The following is a 21,826-nucleotide window of genomic DNA, read 5'->3' on the forward strand; positions in this document are numbered from 1 at the left end:
GGGCGGCCATTGCTCCCTTCGGACTTAGCTATTGGTCACGGGTCGTCCGCGTCGACGGGTGCCTCGACTCGGCGAACGATTATGCTCCCCGGGGCCGATGGAGGGTCATGAACGTAGTCGTCGTCGGTGGGGGCATCGTTGGCCTCTCGTCGGCACACTATCTGGCCGAGCGTGGCGCATCCGTGACGCTCTACGAGCGCGGATCGCTCGGCGCCGGGAGTACCGCCCGTGCGGCCGGTGGGATTCGGTCGCAGTTCTCGACGGCGGTCAACGTCGAACTCTCGCTCGCCAGCAAGCGCGTCTGGAACGCATTCGAGGAGACCTTCGGCGTCGACATCGGACTCCGGAAGAACGGCTACCTGTTTCTCGCCCGCACCGAGTCCACCGCCGACGGGTTCCGCGAGAACGTCCGAATGCAACGGCGTCTCGGGGCCGAAAGCGAGTACCTTTCGCCCACAGAGGCGACCGACCACTGCCCCGGCCTGGACCCCGAGCCGTTCGTCGGCGCGACGTTCAATCCCGACGACGGCGTGGCGGATCCGAACCTCGCCGTACAGGGGTACGCGGCGGCGGCCCGGGAATTGGGCGTCGAGATACGAACGGGGACGGCCGTCACGGACGTCCGCCTGGATGACGGTCGAGTCGTGGGCGTCGACGTGCAGGGAACCGACGGTCGCGAACGACGCGAGGCGGACTACGTGGTCAACGCCGCCGGAGCGTGGGCGGGCGCATTCGCCGAACTGGCTGACGTCGAGTTGCCAATCTCGCCGCGACGGCGACAGGTCGCGGTCGTCGATCCGACGCCGCCGATGCCGGAATCGGTCCCGCTGACCATCGACCTCGAGACGGGGTCGTACTTTCGCCCCGAACGCGAGGGAATCGCCCTCGTCGGGGGCCACTTTGCCGAGGACGACGACCCGGAGATGGACCCCGGCCACTTCGACCAGGGGATGGACCTCGAGTGGGCGGCCCGCGCCGTCGAGCACGCAGCCGACTACGCCGAGTACTTCGGTCCGGAAACCCGTATCAGGCGGGGATGGGCGGGACTGTACGCGGTGACGCCGGACCACCATCCGATCATCGAGGAGACGATTCCCGGTTTCGTGACCGCCGCGGGCTTCTCGGGACACGGATTTCAGCACGCCCCGGCGACGGGGCAGATCGTCGCGGAGATCGTGCTCGACGGCGAGGCGACCCTCGTCGACGTGTCGGCGCTCGACAGCGGTCGGTTCGACTGTGATGAGACGCTCGCCGAGCGGAACGTCGCCTGAGGTTACGGACTCGGCGTCCTCCGCTGGGCGGGAATCGGTGGAATGCGCTATGCGGGCGTACCGTTCTCGAGGTCCGCAATTGGATAGCGAGGCACCCGAACGCTCGAGCGATCCTCAGGACTGTATCTTCTCGACGATGTCTTTCGCCTGCTCTCTCGCCTTCTCCTCGCCGACCGACTTTTTGATCAGGATGCTCTGGACCTTCCAGTCGTCGTCGCCTTCCGTGTTTCCGGTTCTGACCTCCGCGCCCTCGGAGACCGACTCCGCCGGGTTCTGCGCCCAGTCGGGCGTGCGAATCTCGTTGAACTCGTCGGGATCACGAAAGCGGACGTGGATGTAGTCGTCCTCGGTCTCGACGGTCTCGATGTCGGGTACGTCTGCCATGTCTGGGTGGACACGGTGGAGGAGCAAAAACGGCCAGCCAGCAGGTTCACGCTCGCCGGCCGACCTCTCGAGCGAGTGGCTGAACCCGGCCTACTCGAGGTGGGGGAAGGAGTCCATCGGTAGTCCTGGCGGGGACGCCGTCGCGTCCCACGCCGGATCAGGTGACGTCGCGGGAGTCGTCGAACCGGTTCGTGAACACCCGGGCGAGCCCGTCGAAGTACCCGGTCCCCCAGAGACCGACGAGGACGGCACCGACAGCGTTGAACAGGAGGTCGAGTGCAATGTCGCTCGTCCCGTACTGGGCGAGGACGGCTTCGCCGCCGACGAGACTGGCGAGGCCACCCGACCCAAATTCGAGGATTTCCCAGGCGACGCCGAAGGCGAGGACGAAGATCACGAGAAACACGAACCGAAACTCGGTGGGGAAGTCCACGCCGCTTTCCGTGCGCTCGAGCGCGTCGACGACGGCGTACCCCAGGCCGGCGACGAGCGTCGCCGAGAGGGTGTGCGTGAACTGGTCGAACCACCCGAACGCCGTATACAGCCCGATCGCACCAACCGTGTGGAGGAACGCGGCAGCGGCGATCCAGAGTGCGAGTCCCGCCCCCATCTCGTGGCCGGACGTCCGACGGACGAGGGCCGGGGCGAAGGTGAGCGCGAGCGGGAGCGCGGCGTTGACGAACAGCGCCGGATCGACGGTGACGACCGCGTAACCGACCAGAAGCGCGAGCGCGCCCTGGAGCAGCCTCACTCCCTGCCAGCACCGTCGTTTGGAGAGCCCGAGGACAGTATCGCTGTCGGTCGTGTCCGCCTCGCTCGAGGAGCGGTGACCCCGTCCCTCGTCGTGGTCCGCTCGTTCCTGCGTCAGATCACCGTCCGCGTCGTCGCGCTGGAAGAAGTAGAGGACGAAGAGCGCGCCCGCGAGCCCACCGAAGGCGGTCGCGTAGACGATGTCCCACATGAGGGGGACCACCCCCGTGAGGTGGGCCGTACCGAGCAGGGCGTCGCTGGTCCACTGGAGAATAACCCAGCATCCGGCGACGGCCATCGTCGCGAGGACGACGAACGAGACGGCGAACCGCGACGTCATCTCGACCGAGGTGTACGTATCGAGTTCCACGGCGATGAGCAGCGCGATGGTGGCGACAGTGAGAAATCCCGCGATAGGAATCGACGCCACCAGACGCACTACCAGCGGTACTGCCGCGAGCGCCAGCACCTCCCACGGGAGTATCACGAGCGGGTCCCATCGACGCAGGGTCGGGACGAGCGCGAGTACGACGGCCGTCGCCCCGAGTGCCGCCCAGACGAACGCTCCCGCTCGAGCGCTCACGATTGCCGTGACGACGATCGCGGCGACGATCGACCAGGCGAGCGCAGCGTTCGCTCTCTCGCTCTCGACGATAGCCGCGAGCACGTTCATGGGCGATATACGCGCTCAACCTCCCTCAATTGACCACCTGATATGTGCCCGTGAACGTGCTGTCGAACCCGCTCTACTCGAGCATCGATACGAGAAGTGCAGCGGGGCGTCCTCGGTACCTTGCGCCGGAGTCACGTGTCGGACTCGCGGGCACCGATGGCCTGGGCGACGTGACTGAGCGTGACCAGTCCGAGTCCCCCAATGAGGTTCCCGGCCGTCGAAATGATCGCTATCAATGTCAAGGTGGCGACGCCGATGTCCGCTCCGAACCGCATTCCGAAGAGCACGTGCAGGACGGTGACGACGACGTGATCGAACGGTCCGAGGGCCAGCAGGACCCCGACGATGTAGGCGACGGCGATGCGGCCCCCGTCGCTATCGACGGACACGAGGAGGTGAGAGAGCAACGCCACGAGAACACCGCCCGCTATGGCGTCTGCGAACATTCCCGCGCTCTCCCGGTGGGCGAGCCCTTCGGCGGTCGTACTCATCGCCGCTCCCGACCCGGGGGGAAGCGCGCCGTCGACCGACATGACGAGGACGAATAGCGTGCCACCGACGAGATTGAACACGAGGGTGAGCGACCACAGGCGAAGCAGCGAACCGACGAGCCACGAATCTGATCGTTCGACGGCCGCCGCGACCGGATCGAAGAAGTTCTCGCTGAACAGTTCCGCGCGACCGACGACCAGCAACACGACGCCCACGCCGAACGCGAGTGCGCCCGCGACTCTCGCCACGTCGCCAAACTGTGGCTCGACCGTCGCGTGTACGATGCCGAGCGCTACGATTCCGAAGACGATTGTGAACCCGGCGATGAACCCCGTCGCGGCGAGTTCGAGCAACGGCTGCTCGAGACGTCGCCTCCCTTCCTCGGCCGCACGATGAAATATCTTCGAAGGGTCCGTAATGTCGGACATATTTCGATAACCGTTCGATTCTATGCGGGAAAAAAGGAGGGCTTGCCCGTCCGAGGGGGAGAATCACGTGAGACTCGTCTCGAGTCAGCCGGTCCGTTCGGTGGCGGAAGGCGACCCCGATCGTCCAGCGTCTACGACCGGGAGTATTCCCTCTGAATCTGCCGGTTTTCAGCCCTTTTACGGCTCGAGGACGATCCGGTGGTCGGCGTCGACGGTAACGAGCCAGCCGCCGTACTCGAAGGAGAGCGCCCAGGATCGTCGTATTGACCCGGACCGCGGTTGGACCACGAGTCTGTTCAGTGCGTCTGGATCGATCGCATCGAAGAGCGGCGGAAGCGAGAGCGGCTCGCGGCCGTCGGCAGCGGCGACGGCGTCGATGATCGCCTGTGCGGGCGTTTCCTCGTCCGGATCGAACGTGTAGGCGAGCGAGGCCTCGGCGGTCGATTTCAGGTGATCGGGACTGACAGCGGATCCCGGTGTTTCGACGGCGCCCGTCGTCGCCGACTCCGTTTCCAGACGCCTTCGACCGCTCGCGTCGGACCTCGAGTTTCCGTCCTCAGTTCCTGGCCGTATCATCAGCACTACACAGACGATGCCAACGGAAGAAGGGCCGTTTTGACGACGAAACGAGCTTATATAGGGGATGGTCTCGCCACAGCTGTGACGACAGTCACGGCTGCGACGACAATCGCAGCGACGACGATTACGGCGACGATTTCCTGGAGGCCTCGAGACGAGGCGGCTCAGCCAGCGATATCGCTACGCCGGTTGGTTCGGTTCAGGCTTCGAGGCGTCGTCTTCCGGGTGCGTGGGATGTGTCCCGTTGAGCGCGGTCAGGACGAGTTCCCGGTAGGCACGCCGGAAGCGCTCGGAGAGCGCCTGGTGGGAGATGCCGAGTTCGTCGGCGAGTTCCTCCATCGACGTCTCGCGCGGGATGGTGAAGTAGCCCTGTTCGAACGCCGTGAGCAGTGTTTCGTACTGTTTCTCGGTGAGGCGATCCGTCGTCGACGGAGCCTCACGTAGCTCGGTCAGCCGCTTGAGCGTCGAGTTCGCTTCGCTCTCCTCGAGTCGATCGTAGAGCCGACTCGCGTCGTCGTGGTCGATGAACCGGACGCGGAGGTGCCAGCGACCCTCGTTCGCGGACGCCGATAGGACCGTACCGCGCTCCTCGAGGATGAGCTCGAACACGTCGAGCGCGTCGTCGCCCATGGTCACGTCGTAGAGGAGTTGCCCGTCGGCCTTATCGGCCGCGATCAACGCCACGTCGTCGACCGTCGGGTCGTCCTCGAGGGCTGCCTCGAGTTCCGAGCGGTCGGCGCCCTCGAACCAGAGGCCGCGATCCGCGGCCGCGATGACCTGCTCGACCGAACAGGTCAACTCCGGCAGGGTGTCGAAGGTCTCGCCGAGGGCGACCGTCGACGCGTCGATCTCGAAGTCAGCGATTGTCGTCATGGGTACGTATCGGGTACTGCTACGAAAGGGATAACGACCATTCCAAAACATTTAGCTTCGGATTTCCTGACTGTAAGAAATACAATCATTAGCAAAATGATTGGTGTTGCCGCCAATGGAAAAAACGACGGCACAGTGTGAATGGTGTATCAACTCGACCGACAGCAATCGCCGCTGATCAAAGGCGAGTTGCGCCGTCGACGACAGTCGAGTCCGGCGTTCGGCGGTCATCGTCCCGTCGTCGCCATCGTTGTACGGTGCGCTTTCCGTTCGGTATCGTCACCCTACACGCCCTCACCACGAGTAAATCGAACCACGGGTGCCACAACCGACTGGGCGCTTTATCCGGTCGGCAGTCACGATTCAGGCCGCATGACCAGCACACGACGCACGGCACTCGAGTCGCTCGAGGGCGCGAGCCGCTCGAACCAGGTCGAGGGTTCCGTTAGCGAGCGCGTCTTCGCGGTGAACGAGCACGAGGACGAGTCGGACGTTCCGGCGGCGGGCGTTCGCGTCACCCACCTCGCACCCGACGCGCCGGCTGTCGACGTCGCCGTCGACGGGGAGTCGGTCGTTTCGGGGATCGCCTTCGAACGGACGACGCCCTACTTCGTCGTCGAACCCGGCGCTCACGACGTCACGATTACGGCGACCGGCGACGAGGACACCGTCCTCTACGACGAATCCATCGCGGTCGAGACGGCGTTCTACACGATTGCCGTCCTCGACACTCCGGAGGAAGCGGCCCGGGTCGAGTTGCTGTCCGACGCCGGATCGACGCTGCTTCGGCTCGTTCACGCCGCCCCCGACGCACCGGCGGTCGACGTCCGCGACGCCGAGAGCGGACAGGCGGTGTTCGGCGGCGTGGCCTTCGGCCGGGGGACGAACTACGTCGCCCTCCCGGCGGGATCGTACTCTCTCGAGGTGGTGCCCGCGGCGGCCGGTAACGAGGCGAGCGACGCGTCTGCGGGCGATAGCGAACCGACGGGGGACGAATCGGGGCCGTCAGACGAATCGGAAACGTCGGACGGTGAGGGGGCGTCGGGCGAGTCGGAGACGACAAACGATGAGGAGCCGTCAATTGACGAGGATACGTCAGCCGCCGATGGCGATGATCGCACTGACCAAGGTCAGGACGCCGTCGCCACCGTCACCGTCGAACTCGAGGCAAACACCGCCTACACGGCGTTCGCGGAGGGCTTCCTCGAGTCCGGTACCGACGTCGACCGGCCCGATCGCGCGTTCGCGGTGCAACTGACCGAGGACGGACCGGCGGCGTTCGAGGAGCCGGACGCAGAACCAGAGCAGGAACCAGAATCGGGAGAGCGCGCGCCGGGTGATGATGACGATGCCGACGGTGGTGACGATGCCGACGAAGCCGGGATGGACGACACCGACGGAGACGAATCCAACAGAAGCAGTACTGACGGAGACGAATCCAACGGGACCAACAGTACCGACGGAACCAACAGTACCAGCGAATCTGACTCCTGAACCCACACTCTTGAGAGAAGAAGTCAGCCGACGTGACGCCACTCGGTCAGGGAGGCGCACGTCGCGCATCCCTGCCAGTCGGCCGTGTCCACCGTCCGGTGCCGACGCCTAGACGTCGACGTATCGCTGTACCCACTTCTGGCGCCGCTCGAGGACGCGCCGTCCCTTGGGGGTGAGCGCGTAGTAGTTCGTCCGCCGGTCGAGCTGTCCCTTTTCGACCAGTTCGCGTTCGACGAGCGTATCGAGGTTCGGATAGAGCCGGCCATGTGTCACCGGCTGATCGATGTACTCGTTGATATCGTCGAGAATCTGCTGTCCCGACGGACGGTCCATCCCGGCGATGACGTACAGCAAGTCGCGTTGGAAGCCTGTTAGTTGATCCATGGATCACCCTCTGAAAACGAACCTTCACCGATCTGTGGCTTTGTTATAGAGCGGGTACGTCGGTGGAACGGTCGGCGTAGCAACAGCGTAGCGACGGCGTAGCGGCGAGGGCGAGACGAGCCGTTCGACCGACCTCGACTCGAGCCGAGGTAGAACCGGACGTTTTTGGCCAAGACGCCCATACTGGCGGGTATGCCGGCTGATCCCCTCTCCTGGGAGACCGTCGAATCCGACGTAGCCTACTCCTGTCCGGGCTTCGACGTCGTTACTCAGACCGTACGGCTCCCCGACGGCAGCGAAACCGATTTCGATTACCTCTCCGAACCCGCGAGCGTCTGCATCCTTCCCCTGACCGACGACGGGCAGGTCGTCTGCATCGAGGAGTGGCGCCAGGCCGTCTCCCGGATCAGCCGCGGGCTGCCCGTCGGGACCACCGAACCCGACGACGACGACCTCGAGGCCGCGGCCCGCCGCGAACTCGCCGAGGAAACCGGCTACCGGGCCGAGTCGCTCGAGGCGCTGGTCTCTGTCGAGCCTGCGAACGGACTCGCCGACTCAGTCATCCACTTTTTCGTGGCCCGAGGCTGTGAGCCGGCGAGTGAGCAGCGACTGGATCACGACGAGAGCATTCGCGCGTCGCCGACGCCCTACGAGACGTTTCTCGAGTCCGTACGAGAGGGGACGATTCGTGACGGGCGAGCCGTGCTCGCGGTGGCCTACTACGAACTGTTGTCGTAACCGAAACGGTCGTCCAATTGACGACAGGCGGTCCCTGTAGCCGGACCATGCAGGCGGTTCCTGCAATCGATGGTCGACCGAACGGACACCGGAGGCAGGTGGGCTTTTGGCCCGCCGCACACAACCGTTCGTTATGCGCATCGTCACCACCCTACCGTCGGCGACCGAGACTGTCTGCGCCCTCGATCTCGAGCCCGTCGGCGTCTCCCACGAGTGCGACTTTCCGCCCGCCGTCCGCGACTTTCCGTCGGTGACGACCTCGCGGATCGACGCTGACGCCTCGAGCGGTACGATCGACGAGCAGGTGCTCGAGGCCGCCGCGGGTGACGGCGTGTACGACGTAGCCGTCGACACGCTCGACTCGCTTGACCCAGATCTCGTCGTCACCCAGGGAATGTGCGACGTCTGTGCGGTCGACGAGGTCGTCGTCGAACGTGCCCTCGAGGAAATCACGGCCGACCCCGAGGTACTGACGACGGATCCGCACTCGATTGCGGACGTGCTCGCGGACATCGAACACGTGGGCGAGGCGGCGGGCGTCCCGGAGCGCGCTCGAGACGCGGTCGCCGCTCTCGAGGAGCGTATCGACGCCGTCCGGACTCGAACGGCCGACCTCACGCCAGACGAACGCCCGCGGGTCGCCATCTTCGACTGGACCGACCCCGTCATGGTCGCCGGCCACTGGACGGCCGAACTCGTCGAGTGGGCCGGCGGTCGGTACGGGCTCGCCGACGCGGGCGAGCGCTCGCGGCCGCGAGAATGGGACGAAATACGCGCGTACGACCCCGAAATCGCCATCGTCGCCCCCTGCGGCTTCGACCTCGAGCAGACGGCGGCCAACCTCGCGGACCTCACGGATAGAGAGGGGTGGGACGAGCTGACCGCTGTCCGCGAGGGGCGGGTCTGGGCACTCGACGGAAACCAGTACCTCAACCGGCCTGGCCCGCGGCTGGTGGACACGCTCGAGGCCCTCGGACCCATCGTTAAGCCCGACCGATTTCCGGATCCGCCGGACGCATCTGTCGCCGTCCCGCTCGAGGTCCTGGATCGAGGACTCGAGGTCGACGCGTGAGCGCCGGAGGTGACGGAGACGGCGACGGCGTTGGAGATGGAGACGACGAAACCGGTCGCGGAGGGCCGAACGAGGGTTCGCCCAAAGCGACGACGCTCGTCCTCCCCGACCCGATCGAACGGGCGATCCTCGAGGCCGCTCGAGCGAGCGCTCCCCGGGAGTGCTGCGGCGTTCTCGGCGGCGAGTTCGACCCCGACGTGAGTCACGCCCGGTCGCACTACCCGGCCCGGAACGTCGCCGACGAACCGCGAACCCGGTATCGAATCGATCCCGAGGAACAGCTCGCGATCTTCGAGCAACTCGAGGCCCGCGACGAGGAGATCGTTGGCTTCTACCACTCTCACCCGCGCGGACCGCCAGGACCCAGCGCGACCGACGCCGAGGCGGCCGCCTGGCCCGATCGGTCGTACATGATCGTCAGTTTCGAGGGCAGTAGTGGCGACGACAATGCGGTCGTCAGGTCCTGGCGGTGGCGAGACGCGAGTGGCGAGGACGGCCAGTTCGAGCGCGAGCGACTCGAGCACTCGGTCGGCTTTTGAAGATCATATCGCAAAAAATAATATGCTGTGAAGTTGTGGAATTCCTCCGGTTCATTACTATTATTTCTATATCATTACTCGAGTGGTAGCGCACATTCGAGGAAGTGGCGAATGTGCCAAATTCGCCCGTATCGTGGCTCTTTCGCTGGAATGTAGTCGACCGGAAAACGGACGGACGATCGTGACTTGCGGGTGAGACTCGTCCACGGGCGGACGGGGAATTCTCACACGACAATGCTCGAGACGTCGGTTCATGGTGGAATAGGGTGTATGAGGCGTGGTCTCGCCGCCTCTCGCTACAGTCGGTGGCGCTCGAGGGAGTAGAATAGTATGGATTCTGGAACGAAGAGTAATGTACCAGATAAATTATCTAAACCAGGCGAAGGTGGAGTCCGGCGCAGTCCGGAACTTCCCAGTCACCGTGTGAACGCGACGACCGCTGCCGTCACGCCGAGGGTGAGCACGCCGGCGGCGAACAGCAACGACGAATAGCCGACGAACCCGGCAACCGTCGTGAAGACCACCGGTGCGAGGGTCTGTCCGAGGCGGATCACGCTGGTTCTCACGTTCATCACGCCAGCCCGGAATCCCGCGGGGGAGAGTTTGCTCAACTCCGTGTCGAGCAGTGGCATCGCCAGTCCCTCGCCTGCGCCGAAAAAGAGAATGGAGGCCCCCACGTACACCGGTGCGGGCGCGAGTCCGATGCCGACGAGTGCAATGCCGTAACAACAGAATCCGGTGACGATCAGCGTCCGGGTCGAAAACGACAGCGTCAGCCGTCCGCTCTGGGTCGCGATGGCCGCGTTGGTGATCGACGCGGCGGCCAGGAGCACGCCGATTTCGAACGGACGAAGGGCGAAGGCGTCGCCCAGCAAGAGCGGCAGGGAGGTGAGTAGGGCTCCATACAGCAACACGATCGAACTGAAGACCGCGACGTACAGTACTATGGCCTCCCGGATCGGTAACGCCGAAACCGCTTCCCTGAGGTAGGAGAAACCCGTGGATTGCTGTTCGATCGCCTGGGTCTCGAGCGCGTAGAGGGCGAAGAATCCGACGCCGACGCCGACGAAGTAGACGAGAAACGGCGCGTACCAGGCCAGAATCGCCAGCGCACCGCCGACCGTTGGGTACAGCGTCGCGCCGATCGAAAGCGCGCTCCGGTTGACCCCCATCAGCGTGTTGCGTTGCGTTCCCTCGTAGCGGTCGCCGACCAGCGTGACGGCGAGGCCGATCAGGGCGCTCGAGGTCGCGCCCTGGAGAAACCGGAGCACGAGCAAGGCGGTGAAGTCGTCGACGAAGGCGATCGAGCCGCCGGTCACGCCGAACCCGACGAGACAGGGGACGATGATCGCGCGGCGGCCGACCCTGTCGGCGAGGGCGCCGAACAGTGGGGCGAGGGCGATGCCGGGAAGCGTGAACACTGTGATGATGAGCCCAGCCTGCGCGTCGGTGAGGTCGAACTGCGCCTGCAAGACGGGCAGGATCGGACTGATCAGCGACACGCCCATGACGCCAACGAGCGTGGTCGCCAGGATCACCTGGAACGTCGGCGACGCCCAGGGGATACTCCGGAGTCCCGACTGCTCGAGTGACGGCTCGCTCATTGGGGTGTATCATCCCTTCGGTGGTCACGTAAATAATGTTTCTGACGGGTGGTCGGCGCAACCGGTCATCGATCGGCTGCCTCGGGGTTCGGACTGCGTCGACGTCGACGGCGGCCGACATTTAGCGACATCGTACCCCGGACCTGGCACGTACTGTGTTAACAGGTATCTTTATCCCCGACTCGTCGAGAGTACGAGACGAAGACGAGCCATGAGTTCAAGAGGTATCCCTGCAGAGACGGACGTACTGATCGTCGGCGCCGGCCCGGGTGGCTACGTCGCCGCAATTCGTGCCGGTCAACTCGACCTCGACGTCACGCTCGTCGAGAGAGACGCGTACGGCGGGGTCTGCCTCAATTACGGCTGTATCCCCTCCAAGGCACTGATCGAGGCCAGCGCAACTGCACACGAGGCTGCAAACGCGACCGAGATGGGTATCGACGCCGACCTGACCGTCGACCTCGAGCGAACGCAGGCGTGGAAGCGCGGCGTCGTCGAGCAACTCACCGGCGGGGTCGAGAAGCTCTGTAAGGCCAACCAGGTCTCGCTCGTCGACGGTCTCGCCCGGTTCGAGGACGAACACCGCGCTCGAGTGATCACCGACGGCAACGAACACCGTATCGCGTTCGACCACGCGATTGTCGCGACCGGGTCAAGGCCGATCGAAATTCCGGGCTTTTCCTTCGACGACGAGCCAATCCTGAGTTCTCGAGACGCGCTTGCACTCTCCGAACGCCCGGACTCGCTGGTCGTCGTCGGCGCCGGCTACATCGGGATGGAACTGGCGACCGTCTTCGCGAAGCTGGGAACGGACGTCCAGGTCGTCGAGATGCTGGACGACGTGCTTCCCGGCTTCGAATCGGATCTCTCGCGGCCGGTGAAGCGCCGTGCGAAGGAACTGGGCATCTCGTTCGCCTTCGGCGAGGCGGCCAGCGACTGGCGCGACGCGGGAGACGGGATCGAGATCCGAACCGAAACCGAGGGCGGAGACGGCTCGACGTACGCCGCGGACAGGGTACTTGTCGCCGTCGGGCGAACCCCGGTCACCGACACGGTCGACCTCGAGGCGATCGGCCTGGAGACGACCGACCGCGGGTTCATCGAGACCGACGACCGCGCTCGAACCGACCTCGAGCACGTCTTCGCCGTCGGGGACGTCGCTGGCGAACCGTTGCTCGCACACGAGGCGAGCGCCGCGGGGCAAGTCGCCGCCGAGGTCATCGCGGGCGAGCCCTCGCGGCTCGACCACCGGGCGATTCCCGCCGCGGTGTTCACGGACCCGGAAATCGGGACGGTCGGGCTGACGGCGGAGGCGGCCGAAGAGAGCGGGTTCAAACCGCGAGTCGGAACGTTCCCCTTCCGGGCCAGCGGCCGGGCGCTGACAACGGGGCGGTCGGACGGGTTCGTCAGACTCGTCGCGGCCGTAGAGACCGGACGCGTCCTCGGCGGGCAGGTGGTCGGTCCCGAGGCCTCGGAACTGATCGCCGAGATCGGGCTGGCGATCGAGACCGGAACGACCCTCGAGGAACTCGGCCGGACGATTCACGCCCACCCGACGCTCTCGGAGGCGGTCATGGAGGCCGCAGAGAACGGTCTGGGGCACGCCATCCACACGCTCAACCGGTAGTTCGTACGGGCGATTGTTTTCGCGACGAGTCGAAAGATATGAGATTGGCAGTCACCAAGAGCCGCCCATGAGTACGGATTCGTCGTGTTGCAAGGTCGGGGCCGCCGTGGACAGGTACGACCTCGACGAGACGTCCACCCAACACGAGACGTTCGACGACCTCCTCGTCGCTCGCTGGACTGGAGCCGACCGTGGGACTGCCCAGGGGTACCGGCCGCTCACCGAGTGGTTCAACAAGCGGATACTGAAACGCGTCTACGACGACCACGGCCTCGAGACGGGGGGCTCTCGCCTCGACCGGGAGTACGATGCGCTCACGGGGGACGACGAACTGTACGCGGAGGAGGTACGAGATTCGCTACGAAGCGAGGGCGTGGCCGTCGACGAACTCCAGCAATCGTTCGTCTCCTGGAGTACGATGCAACGCCACCTCAACGACTGCCTCGAGGCCGAGAAGGAGCGCCAGCGGGCGCGAACCGACTGGGAGCGAAACAGCGTCGACATCGCCCGCGATCAACTGGAGTCGAAGGTCGACGACGCGCTCCGTTCGCTGTCCTCGAAGGAAGAGATCCAGCAGGGCGAACGCGCGGCCGTCTCGGTGTCGATCGAACTCGAGTGTCCAGAGTGTCCGATTCGCGTTCCGCTGACCGAAGCGATCGATCGGGGATACGTCTGCCGAGAACACATGACCGACGATCACCCGTCGGAATAAGACAAACGCCGTGGAATCCGACGATTCACCGACCGAAGCGGCTTCGATACCGGCATTCACCGACCACCGTTCATTGTGCCACACCATCGCCATTAAATACGAGTAGATAGAAACAGGGACTAATGACATGGACACTGGAGATCGAAAACATCGCGGGAATACGCTCGGGGGAGGCTGATATCAAACCGGGAGTCAACGCGGTCCGCGCGTCGAACTGGCAGGGAAAATCCAGTTTTATCCGAGCGATCAAGACGGCGATGGGTACCGATCGACCGCTCACCGAGGGCGAATCCCGCGGAGGGGTCCAGTTACAGACCGCAGAGGAGCCGGTCGACGTGGAACTTCGTCGACAGGGGCGATCGGTCAGCCTCGAGGGAACCCCGTACCTGACCGACGCCTACGCCCAGCGGTGTGCGGAACTCTACGCCTTTCTCGACGAGGACAACGCCGTCCGGAGAGCAGTCCGGAACGACGAGAATCTGGAGGCCGTCCTCACCGAACCGCTCGACCTGGAGAACATCGACGAACAGATCGGGAACCTGAAACACGAACGGGAACAGGTCGAATCGGAACTCGAGCGGGCAACGAAAGCGGGGAACCGCGTTCCGTCCCTCGAAGGACAGATCGAGGACCTCGAGACGGAACTCGACGCCCTTCGTGAAGAACGCGACGCCGTCGCCGAGGGCGACAGCGGGACCGACGACGTCGACTCGCTCCGCCAGGAACTCAGCGAGAGTCGGAGCGAAAAGGCGAAGGTCGACGACCTCATCGACCGGACCGAGAACGCCATCAAGCGCACGCGCGAAAAGTTGAGCGAGCGATACGAACAGTTCGAGTCGATCGAATCAGGCGAGGAGACCGACGTCGAAACCGAAATCGCGGAGGCGAGAGATGGGCTCTCAGAACTCGAGCGGGACAAGGAATTGCTCGAATCCCTCTACTCGGTCAACAGCCGCATTCTCACGGAAGATCGCGTCGAACTCGTGAGCGACGTCGATCACGGACTGATGGGCGACGAACACGCCTGCTGGATTTGTGGCCAGGAGACGAACACCGAGGCCATCGAAACGCGGCTCGAGGCGATCCGTGACGAGATTGACTCCCTCGCGTCGACCGTTGCCGAGCGACGAGAACGCGTCGAGACGCTGCAGGAAAAACGCGACGAGCAAAAACGGATGCGACGGCGCGAACGGGACCTCCAGCAGGAGATCCAGCGACTCGAGGACACGCTCAACGACCGCGAGGACAGTCTCGAGAGCGCGCGAGAGCGTCGCGACATCCTGTCAGAGCGTATCGGGGAACTCGAATCCCGCGTCGACGAATCCGACGACCGGCTCACGTCACTCGAGAGCGAAATCAAGTACACGGAGAGCGAACTCACGGATCTCAGGGAGGAACTCGAGACGTGTCGAACCGAGGTGGACCGTCGCGACGCGCTCGAGGCGGAGCGAGACGAGTTGACGGCGGAGATTGAGTCGCTTCGCAACCGCAAGGATCGCATCCGGGCGGAGACCCGGGAGGCGTTCGACGAGTCGATCGCCGAGGTCGCGTCGATGTTCGACACGAGCTTCGAGTCGGCGCACCTGACGGGCAACTTCGACCTCGTCGTGGCCCGCGACGGTCGCGAGGTGAGCCTCGACGCGCTCAGCGAGGGCGAACTCGAACTCGTCGGACTCGTCGCCGCACTCGCCGGGTACGAAGCCTACGACGTCGACGAACTCGTCCCGGTCATGCTGCTCGACGGCCTCGGCGGACTCGCCGACGAGAACCTCCGGACGCTCGTCGACTACCTCCAGGAACGGACCACGTTCCTGGTACTGACCGCCTACCCCGAAAACACGTCGTTCGGCGACTGGGAGATCGATCCCCAGGAGTGGTCCGTCGTTTCGAGCCCCGTGACTGTTGCCTGACCGTGAACGACGGGGCCGGTACTCCTTATTCCTGATCCTCTTCCGTCGGCAGGACGACGCTTCCCTCCGAGAGGACGGATTGGGTGACGATCGACGACTCGTAGCGAACGATGCCGTCGATGTTGTGGAGAATGTCGTGGCTGAACGCCTGGAAGTCCGTGATGTCGCGGAAACTCGAGTGGATGATGATGTTGTGACGACCCGAGAGGATCCAGATCTTGTAGACGTTCTCGTGATCTTTGAGCTGCTGGGCGATGCTATCGGTCTTGGTAGGGTCCGTCGTGATGCCGAACGCGACCGAGATGTAGCCCAGCTTCGTGGGATCGGTCAGCGCCGTAAAGCGCGTGATGACGCCCTCCTCTTCCAGCGCCTCGACACGCTCGCGGACCTCAGATTCGGGGAGGTTGACCTCCGCCGCCAGGGCGTCGTACGGCGTTCGACCGTCCTCGTGTAACCGCCGCAGGAGTTTTTCGTCGACTTCGTCGAGTGTGGTGGATTCCATACCCCATCCTACGAATAGTAGGGATATAAACGTCCTGTTATTTTCGCGCGGTCTCGTGCCTAACCGTCCGGCCCAATGACGATTCGGTCGATCGATTCCTCGAGATGGGCGGTCGACGTACGACCCGCGCTCGACGCCCGGACGTGGTGCATCGCGCGCGACGAGCCCCCGATTGGCTCCGGGTTCGTGGTTCGGAGTTCGCGGTTTGGGTCGAAGCACGGAACGTTGCGAGGGTCGCCTCGCCGACCGATACGCAGACTTCCCGCGTGGGCGACTGCTGCCCTGGGCGTGTCGGTCGTCCGTCTCTCTCAGAAGTTGAGCGCGACCTTGATGGCGCCGTCCTTCCGCTCGGTGAACGTCTTGAACGCGTCCTCGAAGTCTTCGAAGTCGAACTCGTGGGTGATCAGCGACTCGACGTCAGTCTGTCCGTTTTCGACCAGCCTGGCACTGGCCTCGGCCTTGTTCGCGTGGGCGCGGGCACCGCGGAAGTCGATTTCCTGCTTGACGATGTCCCCGACCTGCACTGCCTGGTAGTCGTCCTTTGGGATCCCGTCGAGGCTCACCGTGCCGCCTTTTCGGGTAATCTCCACGGACTGCTGGAAACTTGCCTCGCTGCCGGCGGCCTCGAGCGTCACGTCGACGCCGGTTCCGCCGGTGAGGTCGCGAACCTGCTCGACTACGTCGTCGTCCCGGTAGGAGATGGTGTGGTCCGCGCCGAGGTCCTCCGCGAGCGGGTTCCGCGCCGGACTGCCGATGGCGATGACCTGGCCGGCACCCATCGCGACCGCGTGCTGGAGACAGAGCAGGCCGACGGTGCCGGTCCCGATCACGGCGACGTCGTCGCCGGGGTCGATGTTTCCGCGAACCGAACACTGGAGCGCGATCGCGTTCACGTCGAGCAACGCCGCCTCCTGCCAGGAGAGGCTCTCGTCGAAGCGATACAGGCTGTCTGCCGGGACGGAGACGTACTCGGCGAACGCGCCGTCCATCGTGTGCCCGATCTGGCGGTGGCCGGTGTCGAAGTCGCCGTAGTTGTCACACAGGTTGTACCGACCGCGACGGCACATCTCACAGAAGCCACACCCTGAGTGTGTTTCACCGAAGACCTTGTCGCCCGGTTCGAACCGGGAGACGTTCTCGTGGACTTCGACGATTTCGCCCGACCACTCGTGGCCGGGGATGAACGGGAACTCCGGCGGCCAGCCCTCGGCGTGACCGCCGAAGATTTTGGGATCGGTGCCACAGATGGATGCGGCGTTGACTTTGCAGATGACGTTCTCGACGTCATCGAGTTCTGGGCTACTGATCGTCTCCATCGACCAGTCGCCTGGCCCGTGAAGGACGATAGCCTTCATACTATCAGGTACGGCATCCTCTACTTCTACTGCCATACCCCCTGGTACTGAAGACATGCTAATAATTGTTTCGCTGTCAGCGATCGGAAACGCCCATATGCTTCCTCGCGTTTTCGAGTAACCGGTCGTGCCGGCGTGCACTCGAGTTTACAGACATTTATATTACCCCGTAGCATCTAACGTGTTACCATGGGTTACACAGTACGCATGCCCCAGCTAGGGATGACGATGGAGGAAGGGGTCGTCGTCGAGTGGTCCGTCAACGACGAGGAGTTCGAATCCGGCGACGTCGTCGCCGTCATCGAATCCGAAAAGACCGCGAACGACGTCGAAGCCCGCGAGGGCGGCGTCTTGCTCGAGCGATTCGTCGACCTCGACGAACCGGTCGAACCCGGCGCGCCGATCGCCTACGTGGGCGAACCGGGGGCGAGCGTGCCCGACGAAATCCTCGCAGAACTCGAGGGTGACGACGGCGAGGGCGACGACGAAGAACCGACAGACGGAGAACCAGCTACCACGACGGAGAGCGCGGGCGGCGGCGCAGCGCTCGCAGTCGAGGGGAAGGTGTCGCCTCGAGCCAGGACGTACGCGCGCGACAACGACCTCGACGTCGACGAGTCGGCGCTGGCCACGCTGAACGGAAGCGGTCCGGACGGAGCCGTCGTCGAACGGGACGTGATCGACGCGGTCGAGGCGGGGACGCTCGGCGAAGCGGGCGAGCCAGCCGTTCCCGACGCGCCGACCGCGACCGGTCGGGGAATCTACGAGGAGCGCCAGGGATCACAGCTCCGCCGGTCCGTCGCCAGGCAGATGGCGACCTCGGCTGAACAGGCGCCGCAGGTGACACTCAACCGGTCGGCGTCCGTCGAATCGCTCCTCGCTCTCAAGGACCGTCTCTCGGCAGATCGCGACCTACAGGTCTCGCTCACCGACTTCCTGCTCAAGGCCGTCGCTCGAACCCTCCGGGATCACCCCGAGTTCAACGCCGTGTACGAGGGCGGCGTCCACAAACTCGCGGCCAACGTCAACGTCGGCGTGGCCGTCGACGTGGACGACGGTCTCGTGACTCCGGTTCTCGATCAGGTGGACGAACTCGACTTAGCCGGCATCAACGCGGCCCGCAGCGAGCTAGTCGACCGCGTCCAGAGCCGGGAGTTCACTATGGAGGACCTGTCGGACGGCACGTTCACGGTCACGAACCTCGGTCACTTCGGCGTCGAGACGTTCGACCCGCTCCTGAACGTCCCCGAGGTCGCTATCCTCGGCGTCGGAACGATCACGCAACAGCCGACCGGCGACGGCGATGTGGAACCACATATCGGCCTCTCGCTGACATTCGATCACCGCGCGGTCGACGGGGCCGACGCGGCGAAGTTCCTCGAGACCCTGGCGGACGAACTCGAGCACCCGACGCGCCTCCTCTTGCTCGGGGGTGCGTCCTCGAACGAGAGTGCGGACCGGACTGGCGCGTTCCGGGAGCGAGCGGACGAACTCGAGGGGCGTCGTCGCACGAGGACGGTCTCGGACGGGAGCATGCGCGGTACCGTCCAGTCGCGGCGCTTCGAGTGGGACGTAGACGAACCCGAGGATCACGGCGGCGACGACACGGCGCCAACGCCGGTCGAGCAGTTCCTCGGGAGTCTGTCGTCCTGCCTGACGCTCATGATCGGCTCGATCGCGGAGCGACGCGACGTCGAAATCGACCAGGTCGAGGTCGAGGTCGACGCCGAACCGGACCACGACGCCATCGAACGACTCGAGGTCGACATCACCGTTACTTCCCCCGCCGACGAGTCCGACGTCGAGCGCGTCGTGCAGACGGCCGAACGAGCGTGTTACGTCAACCGTATCGTCAGTGACGACCTCGACCAGTCGATGACGATCACCGTCGAGCAGTCCTGAACGTCCGCCCTCCGGTCGTCGTGACGTGAACACTTTTGTGATCCCGTGCGAAAGAAAAGCATGCATGGCAGACTCTGAGAACTCCATCGCACACAGCGACCTGTCCGACTCGACGATCGATGCAGAAGACCTCCGCGAAGCGGGGGACGGTACGAGGATCTACCACGAGTCAGCGACCGGCGAGATGGACAGCCAACACGACGGCCGATCGAAGCACATCCTGATCAACAAGGGGCTCGTCCCGGACGCCGGGGACCTCCTCGTCGACGTCGTCACCTACGGGCCCGAAGTCGCCTGTCCGGAACACTACCACGAAGGAACCGACCACTTCTTCTACATCCTCGAGGGCGACGGCGTCCTCGAGGTCGAGGGCGAAGAGCACGACATCGAGGCCGGCACGGTCGCCTGGATCGGCGAGGGGGACAGACACCGACTGTTCGCCCGAAAGGGCCAGCAGATGACGGTCTTCGAGTACTTCTCGAACGGCGATCACGACACCACGTTCTTCGGCGAGGAGTGTACGTGGAAGCCGGAGAGCGCCGACTGACCGTCCACCTCGACGGTTCGGACCCGCTACAGATCGAAGTGATCGTCGGTGAGGTCGATCCTGATCGCTTTCGGCTGGGTGAACTCGCGCATCGTCTCGGTGAAGTCCTTCTTGCGGCCGATTCCGCTCCGCTTGTAGCCGCCAAACGGGATGCCGAGGCCGCCGCGGTTAGGGTTGTTGACCGCGACGAGCCCAATCTCGAGCTGGGCCGCCACGCGGTGAGCGCGGCTCACGTCGCCGGTCCAGACCGACCCGGTGAGGCCGTAGTCGACGTCGTTCGCGAGGTCGACCGCTTCCTCCTCGGACGCGAACGGGACGGCGGCGATCACCGGGCCGAAGATCTCTTCCTGGAAGACGTCCATCGACCGGTCGGCGTTGCCGAGGAGCGTCGGCGGCGCCCAGTAGCCGTTCTCGAGGTCGGATTCGTCGGGGAGGCCCGCCTGCGCTAGCACCTCTGCGCCCTCCTCGCGCGCGGACTCGAGCGCGTCCAGGACCTTCTCCTCCTGGGCCTGGTTGGCCATCGGCCCGACCTGCGTGTCCTCGTTTCGGCCGTCGCCGACGACCAGGCTCGACACGGCGTCGGCCATCGACGCGACGAACTCGTCGTAGACGTCCTCGTGGACGAGCAGGCGCTCGCTCCCCGAGCAGGCCTGTCCGCTGTTGTAAAAGGCGCTCCGGATCATCCCGCTGACCGTGCGCTCGATGTCGGCGTCCGGGAAGACCAGCGCGGGGTTCTTGCCGCCGAGTTCCATCATCGTCGGCGTGATGTTCTCGGCCGTCGACGACAGCACCTTCTCGCCGTTGGCGTCGCTCCCGGTGAACGTCACCATGTCCACGTCGGGGTTGCTCGTCAGCTCGATTCCCGGCTCGAGGCCGCCGGTGACGACGTTGAAGACACCGTCCGGCAGGACGTCCGCGGCCAGTTCCGCGATTCGGATCGACGACAGCGGGGTGTCGGGCGCCGGCTTCAGGACGACGGTGTTGCCGGTCGCCAGCGCGACGGACGCGAAGTCGGCCGTGTGCATCGGCGGCCAGTTCCAGGGGATGATGGCGCCCACGACCCCGTAGGGTTCGTACGTCGTCTGGCGCACCTCCTCCGGGGTGTAGGTCATCGTATCGCCGTAGAATTTGTCGACGCCACCGGCGTAGTACCGGAACGTCTTCTCGGCGGCGGCGACGTCGTTTCCGGACTGGTACAGGGGCTTGCCGTTCTCCAGGGTCTCGAGTTCGATCAGTTCGTCGCGGTGAGACGCGATTTCGTCGGCGATCCGGTTCAGGAGATCAGCGCGGTCGGTCGGGTCGCTCCAGCGCCACTCCGCGAACGCGTCTCGAGCGGCGTCGATGGCCGCTCGAGCGTCCGCTGCGGTTCCGTCGGGGGCCGTCGCGAAGGACTCCCCTGTAGCCGGGTTTACGACATCCATTCGGGCTCCCGATTCCGATTCGACGAATTCGCCGTCGACGTACAGCTGCCAGTCTCGATCGAAGCTCATACTGGGTGGATAGCGTGTGCTATATCATAACGTTTGTTCATCAGTCGAGAGGAACCGGCGCCGGTGACGCGATCCAGTTCGGTCGGCTCGATGGCTCGAGGTCGCGCCGTCGTCGCTGGCTGGCGGTCAGTCGCTCGCTTCGGCACTCGAGATCGCACGGACGGCACCATCGCTCCGGACCTCGAGGCGGACGCCGGCGTAGGTGAACGTCACCGTGACGTCGCTCTCCGAAGTGGTGGCTATGAGTTGTTCGAGCGCGTCTGCGTCGACGGACTCGTACAGCGGCGGCAGCGCCAGAGGAGCCGTTCCGGCGTGCTCGGCGGCCGCGGAGACGATGTCTGAGACGAGGGTGGTGGATGATCGCCGGTGATCCCGCTGTTTCATGCTCGCGTCTCACTGCGAGGCGGAGTAGCTTAATCGTTCCTGTCCCGCAAACCGCCGCTCTCGAGTCGAATACCCGCAACCGTCCGGGCGCGTCACACGTTCGGGCCGTCCTATCA

At 64.8% G+C, this 21,826-nt stretch carries 21 protein-coding genes; 10 read left to right on the top strand and 11 right to left on the bottom strand.

The genetic code is table 11. The features are described 5' to 3' along the window. Positions 1-107: 107 nt before the first annotated feature. Positions 108-1,271 (top strand): NAD(P)/FAD-dependent oxidoreductase, encoded by a 1,164-nt coding sequence (locus ACFQS4_RS16185; RefSeq protein ID WP_500194352.1) that lies wholly within the window; start codon positions 108-110, stop codon positions 1,269-1,271. 114 nt (positions 1,272-1,385) lie between these two features. On the opposite strand, the gene ACFQS4_RS16190 is transcribed toward ACFQS4_RS16185, so the two are convergent. From ACFQS4_RS16190 to ACFQS4_RS16210, 5 genes are all read right to left on the bottom strand, one after another. Then, positions 1,386-1,655, bottom strand: coding sequence for a hypothetical protein (locus tag ACFQS4_RS16190; protein ID WP_500194355.1), 270 nt, complete (start codon positions 1,653-1,655; stop codon positions 1,386-1,388). Positions 1,656-1,812: 157 nt separating this feature from the next. Further along, complete coding sequence (locus tag ACFQS4_RS16195) at positions 1,813-3,078, bottom strand: DUF2238 domain-containing protein (RefSeq protein WP_500194358.1); 1,266 nt, start codon at positions 3,076-3,078, stop codon at positions 1,813-1,815. Between the two features lie 131 nt (positions 3,079-3,209). Further along, a complete protein-coding gene (locus ACFQS4_RS16200; protein ID WP_500194360.1) occupies positions 3,210-3,998 on the bottom strand; it encodes a formate/nitrite transporter family protein in 789 nt (262 codons plus the stop codon). A gap of 177 nt (positions 3,999-4,175) precedes the next feature. After that, a complete protein-coding gene (locus ACFQS4_RS16205; protein WP_500194363.1) occupies positions 4,176-4,574 on the bottom strand; it encodes a HalOD1 output domain-containing protein in 399 nt (132 codons plus the stop codon). A gap of 183 nt (positions 4,575-4,757) precedes the next feature. Then, the gene (locus tag ACFQS4_RS16210; protein WP_312910290.1) at positions 4,758-5,450 is read right to left on the bottom strand and encodes a helix-turn-helix domain-containing protein; all 693 of its coding nucleotides are present in this window, start codon (positions 5,448-5,450) and stop codon (positions 4,758-4,760) included. A 372-nt stretch (positions 5,451-5,822) separates the two neighbouring features. Here ACFQS4_RS16210 and ACFQS4_RS16215 point away from each other — a divergent pair, with 372 nt between their 5' ends. Beyond that, complete coding sequence (locus tag ACFQS4_RS16215) at positions 5,823-6,944, top strand: DUF4397 domain-containing protein (protein WP_500194368.1); 1,122 nt, start codon at positions 5,823-5,825, stop codon at positions 6,942-6,944. Positions 6,945-7,052: 108 nt separating this feature from the next. Here the strand turns inward: ACFQS4_RS16215 and ACFQS4_RS16220 are convergent, their stop codons facing one another. Next, complete coding sequence (locus ACFQS4_RS16220; protein ID WP_253430794.1) at positions 7,053-7,328, bottom strand: PadR family transcriptional regulator; 276 nt, start codon at positions 7,326-7,328, stop codon at positions 7,053-7,055. A 192-nt stretch (positions 7,329-7,520) separates the two neighbouring features. Between ACFQS4_RS16220 and ACFQS4_RS16225 the strand changes: the two genes are divergently transcribed. From ACFQS4_RS16225 to ACFQS4_RS16235, 3 genes are all read left to right on the top strand, one after another. Continuing rightward, positions 7,521-8,066: an NUDIX hydrolase gene (locus ACFQS4_RS16225; RefSeq protein WP_500194371.1), complete on the top strand. Its 546-nt coding sequence runs from the start codon at positions 7,521-7,523 to the stop codon at positions 8,064-8,066. Between the two features lie 133 nt (positions 8,067-8,199). Beyond that, complete coding sequence (locus ACFQS4_RS16230) at positions 8,200-9,138, top strand: cobalamin-binding protein (RefSeq protein WP_500194374.1); 939 nt, start codon at positions 8,200-8,202, stop codon at positions 9,136-9,138. Beyond that, positions 9,135-9,677 (top strand): desampylase, encoded by a 543-nt coding sequence (locus tag ACFQS4_RS16235; protein WP_500194376.1) that lies wholly within the window; start codon positions 9,135-9,137, stop codon positions 9,675-9,677. Before ACFQS4_RS16230 ends, ACFQS4_RS16235 begins: the two co-directional genes overlap by 4 nt. Before the next feature lie 416 nt (positions 9,678-10,093). On the opposite strand, the gene ACFQS4_RS16240 is transcribed toward ACFQS4_RS16235, so the two are convergent. Beyond that, positions 10,094-11,281, bottom strand: coding sequence for an MFS transporter (locus ACFQS4_RS16240; RefSeq protein ID WP_500194378.1), 1,188 nt, complete (start codon positions 11,279-11,281; stop codon positions 10,094-10,096). Between the two features lie 211 nt (positions 11,282-11,492). Here ACFQS4_RS16240 and lpdA point away from each other — a divergent pair, with 211 nt between their 5' ends. The 3 genes from lpdA (at position 11,493) to ACFQS4_RS16255 (ending at position 15,530) form a co-directional block, all read left to right on the top strand. Further along, positions 11,493-12,908, top strand: coding sequence for a dihydrolipoyl dehydrogenase (gene lpdA, locus ACFQS4_RS16245; RefSeq protein ID WP_500194381.1), 1,416 nt, complete (start codon positions 11,493-11,495; stop codon positions 12,906-12,908). A 67-nt stretch (positions 12,909-12,975) separates the two neighbouring features. Then, on the top strand, positions 12,976-13,620 hold the full coding sequence (rdfA, locus tag ACFQS4_RS16250) for a rod-determining factor RdfA (RefSeq protein WP_500194383.1): 645 nt from the start codon (positions 12,976-12,978) through the stop codon (positions 13,618-13,620). A 122-nt stretch (positions 13,621-13,742) separates the two neighbouring features. Further along, a complete protein-coding gene (locus ACFQS4_RS16255; RefSeq protein ID WP_500194386.1) occupies positions 13,743-15,530 on the top strand; it encodes an archaea-specific SMC-related protein in 1,788 nt (595 codons plus the stop codon). A gap of 25 nt (positions 15,531-15,555) precedes the next feature. Here the strand turns inward: ACFQS4_RS16255 and ACFQS4_RS16260 are convergent, their stop codons facing one another. Continuing rightward, positions 15,556-16,032: an Lrp/AsnC family transcriptional regulator gene (locus ACFQS4_RS16260; protein ID WP_500194388.1), complete on the bottom strand. Its 477-nt coding sequence runs from the start codon at positions 16,030-16,032 to the stop codon at positions 15,556-15,558. A gap of 308 nt (positions 16,033-16,340) precedes the next feature. Then, positions 16,341-17,423, bottom strand: a complete 1,083-nt coding sequence (locus ACFQS4_RS16265) for a zinc-dependent alcohol dehydrogenase (protein ID WP_500194390.1) — start codon at positions 17,421-17,423, stop codon at positions 16,341-16,343. Between the two features lie 153 nt (positions 17,424-17,576). Between ACFQS4_RS16265 and ACFQS4_RS16270 the strand changes: the two genes are divergently transcribed. Both ACFQS4_RS16270 and ACFQS4_RS16275 read left to right on the top strand, forming a co-directional pair. After that, a complete protein-coding gene (locus ACFQS4_RS16270; RefSeq protein WP_500194393.1) occupies positions 17,577-19,289 on the top strand; it encodes a 2-oxo acid dehydrogenase subunit E2 in 1,713 nt (570 codons plus the stop codon). A 64-nt stretch (positions 19,290-19,353) separates the two neighbouring features. Beyond that, the gene (locus tag ACFQS4_RS16275; RefSeq protein WP_500194394.1) at positions 19,354-19,836 is read left to right on the top strand and encodes a cupin domain-containing protein; all 483 of its coding nucleotides are present in this window, start codon (positions 19,354-19,356) and stop codon (positions 19,834-19,836) included. Positions 19,837-19,862: 26 nt separating this feature from the next. Here ACFQS4_RS16275 and ACFQS4_RS16280 read toward each other — a convergent pair whose 3' ends face one another. Both ACFQS4_RS16280 and ACFQS4_RS16285 read right to left on the bottom strand, forming a co-directional pair. Further along, positions 19,863-21,326 (bottom strand): aldehyde dehydrogenase family protein, encoded by a 1,464-nt coding sequence (locus tag ACFQS4_RS16280; protein ID WP_500194396.1) that lies wholly within the window; start codon positions 21,324-21,326, stop codon positions 19,863-19,865. Between the two features lie 126 nt (positions 21,327-21,452). Then, complete coding sequence (locus ACFQS4_RS16285) at positions 21,453-21,710, bottom strand: HalOD1 output domain-containing protein (RefSeq protein WP_500194398.1); 258 nt, start codon at positions 21,708-21,710, stop codon at positions 21,453-21,455. Between the last annotated feature and the right edge of the window lie 116 nt (positions 21,711-21,826).

The organism is Saliphagus sp. GCM10025317 (assembly GCF_042663665.1).
Classification (GTDB): domain Archaea; phylum Halobacteriota; class Halobacteria; order Halobacteriales; family Natrialbaceae; genus Natronosalvus.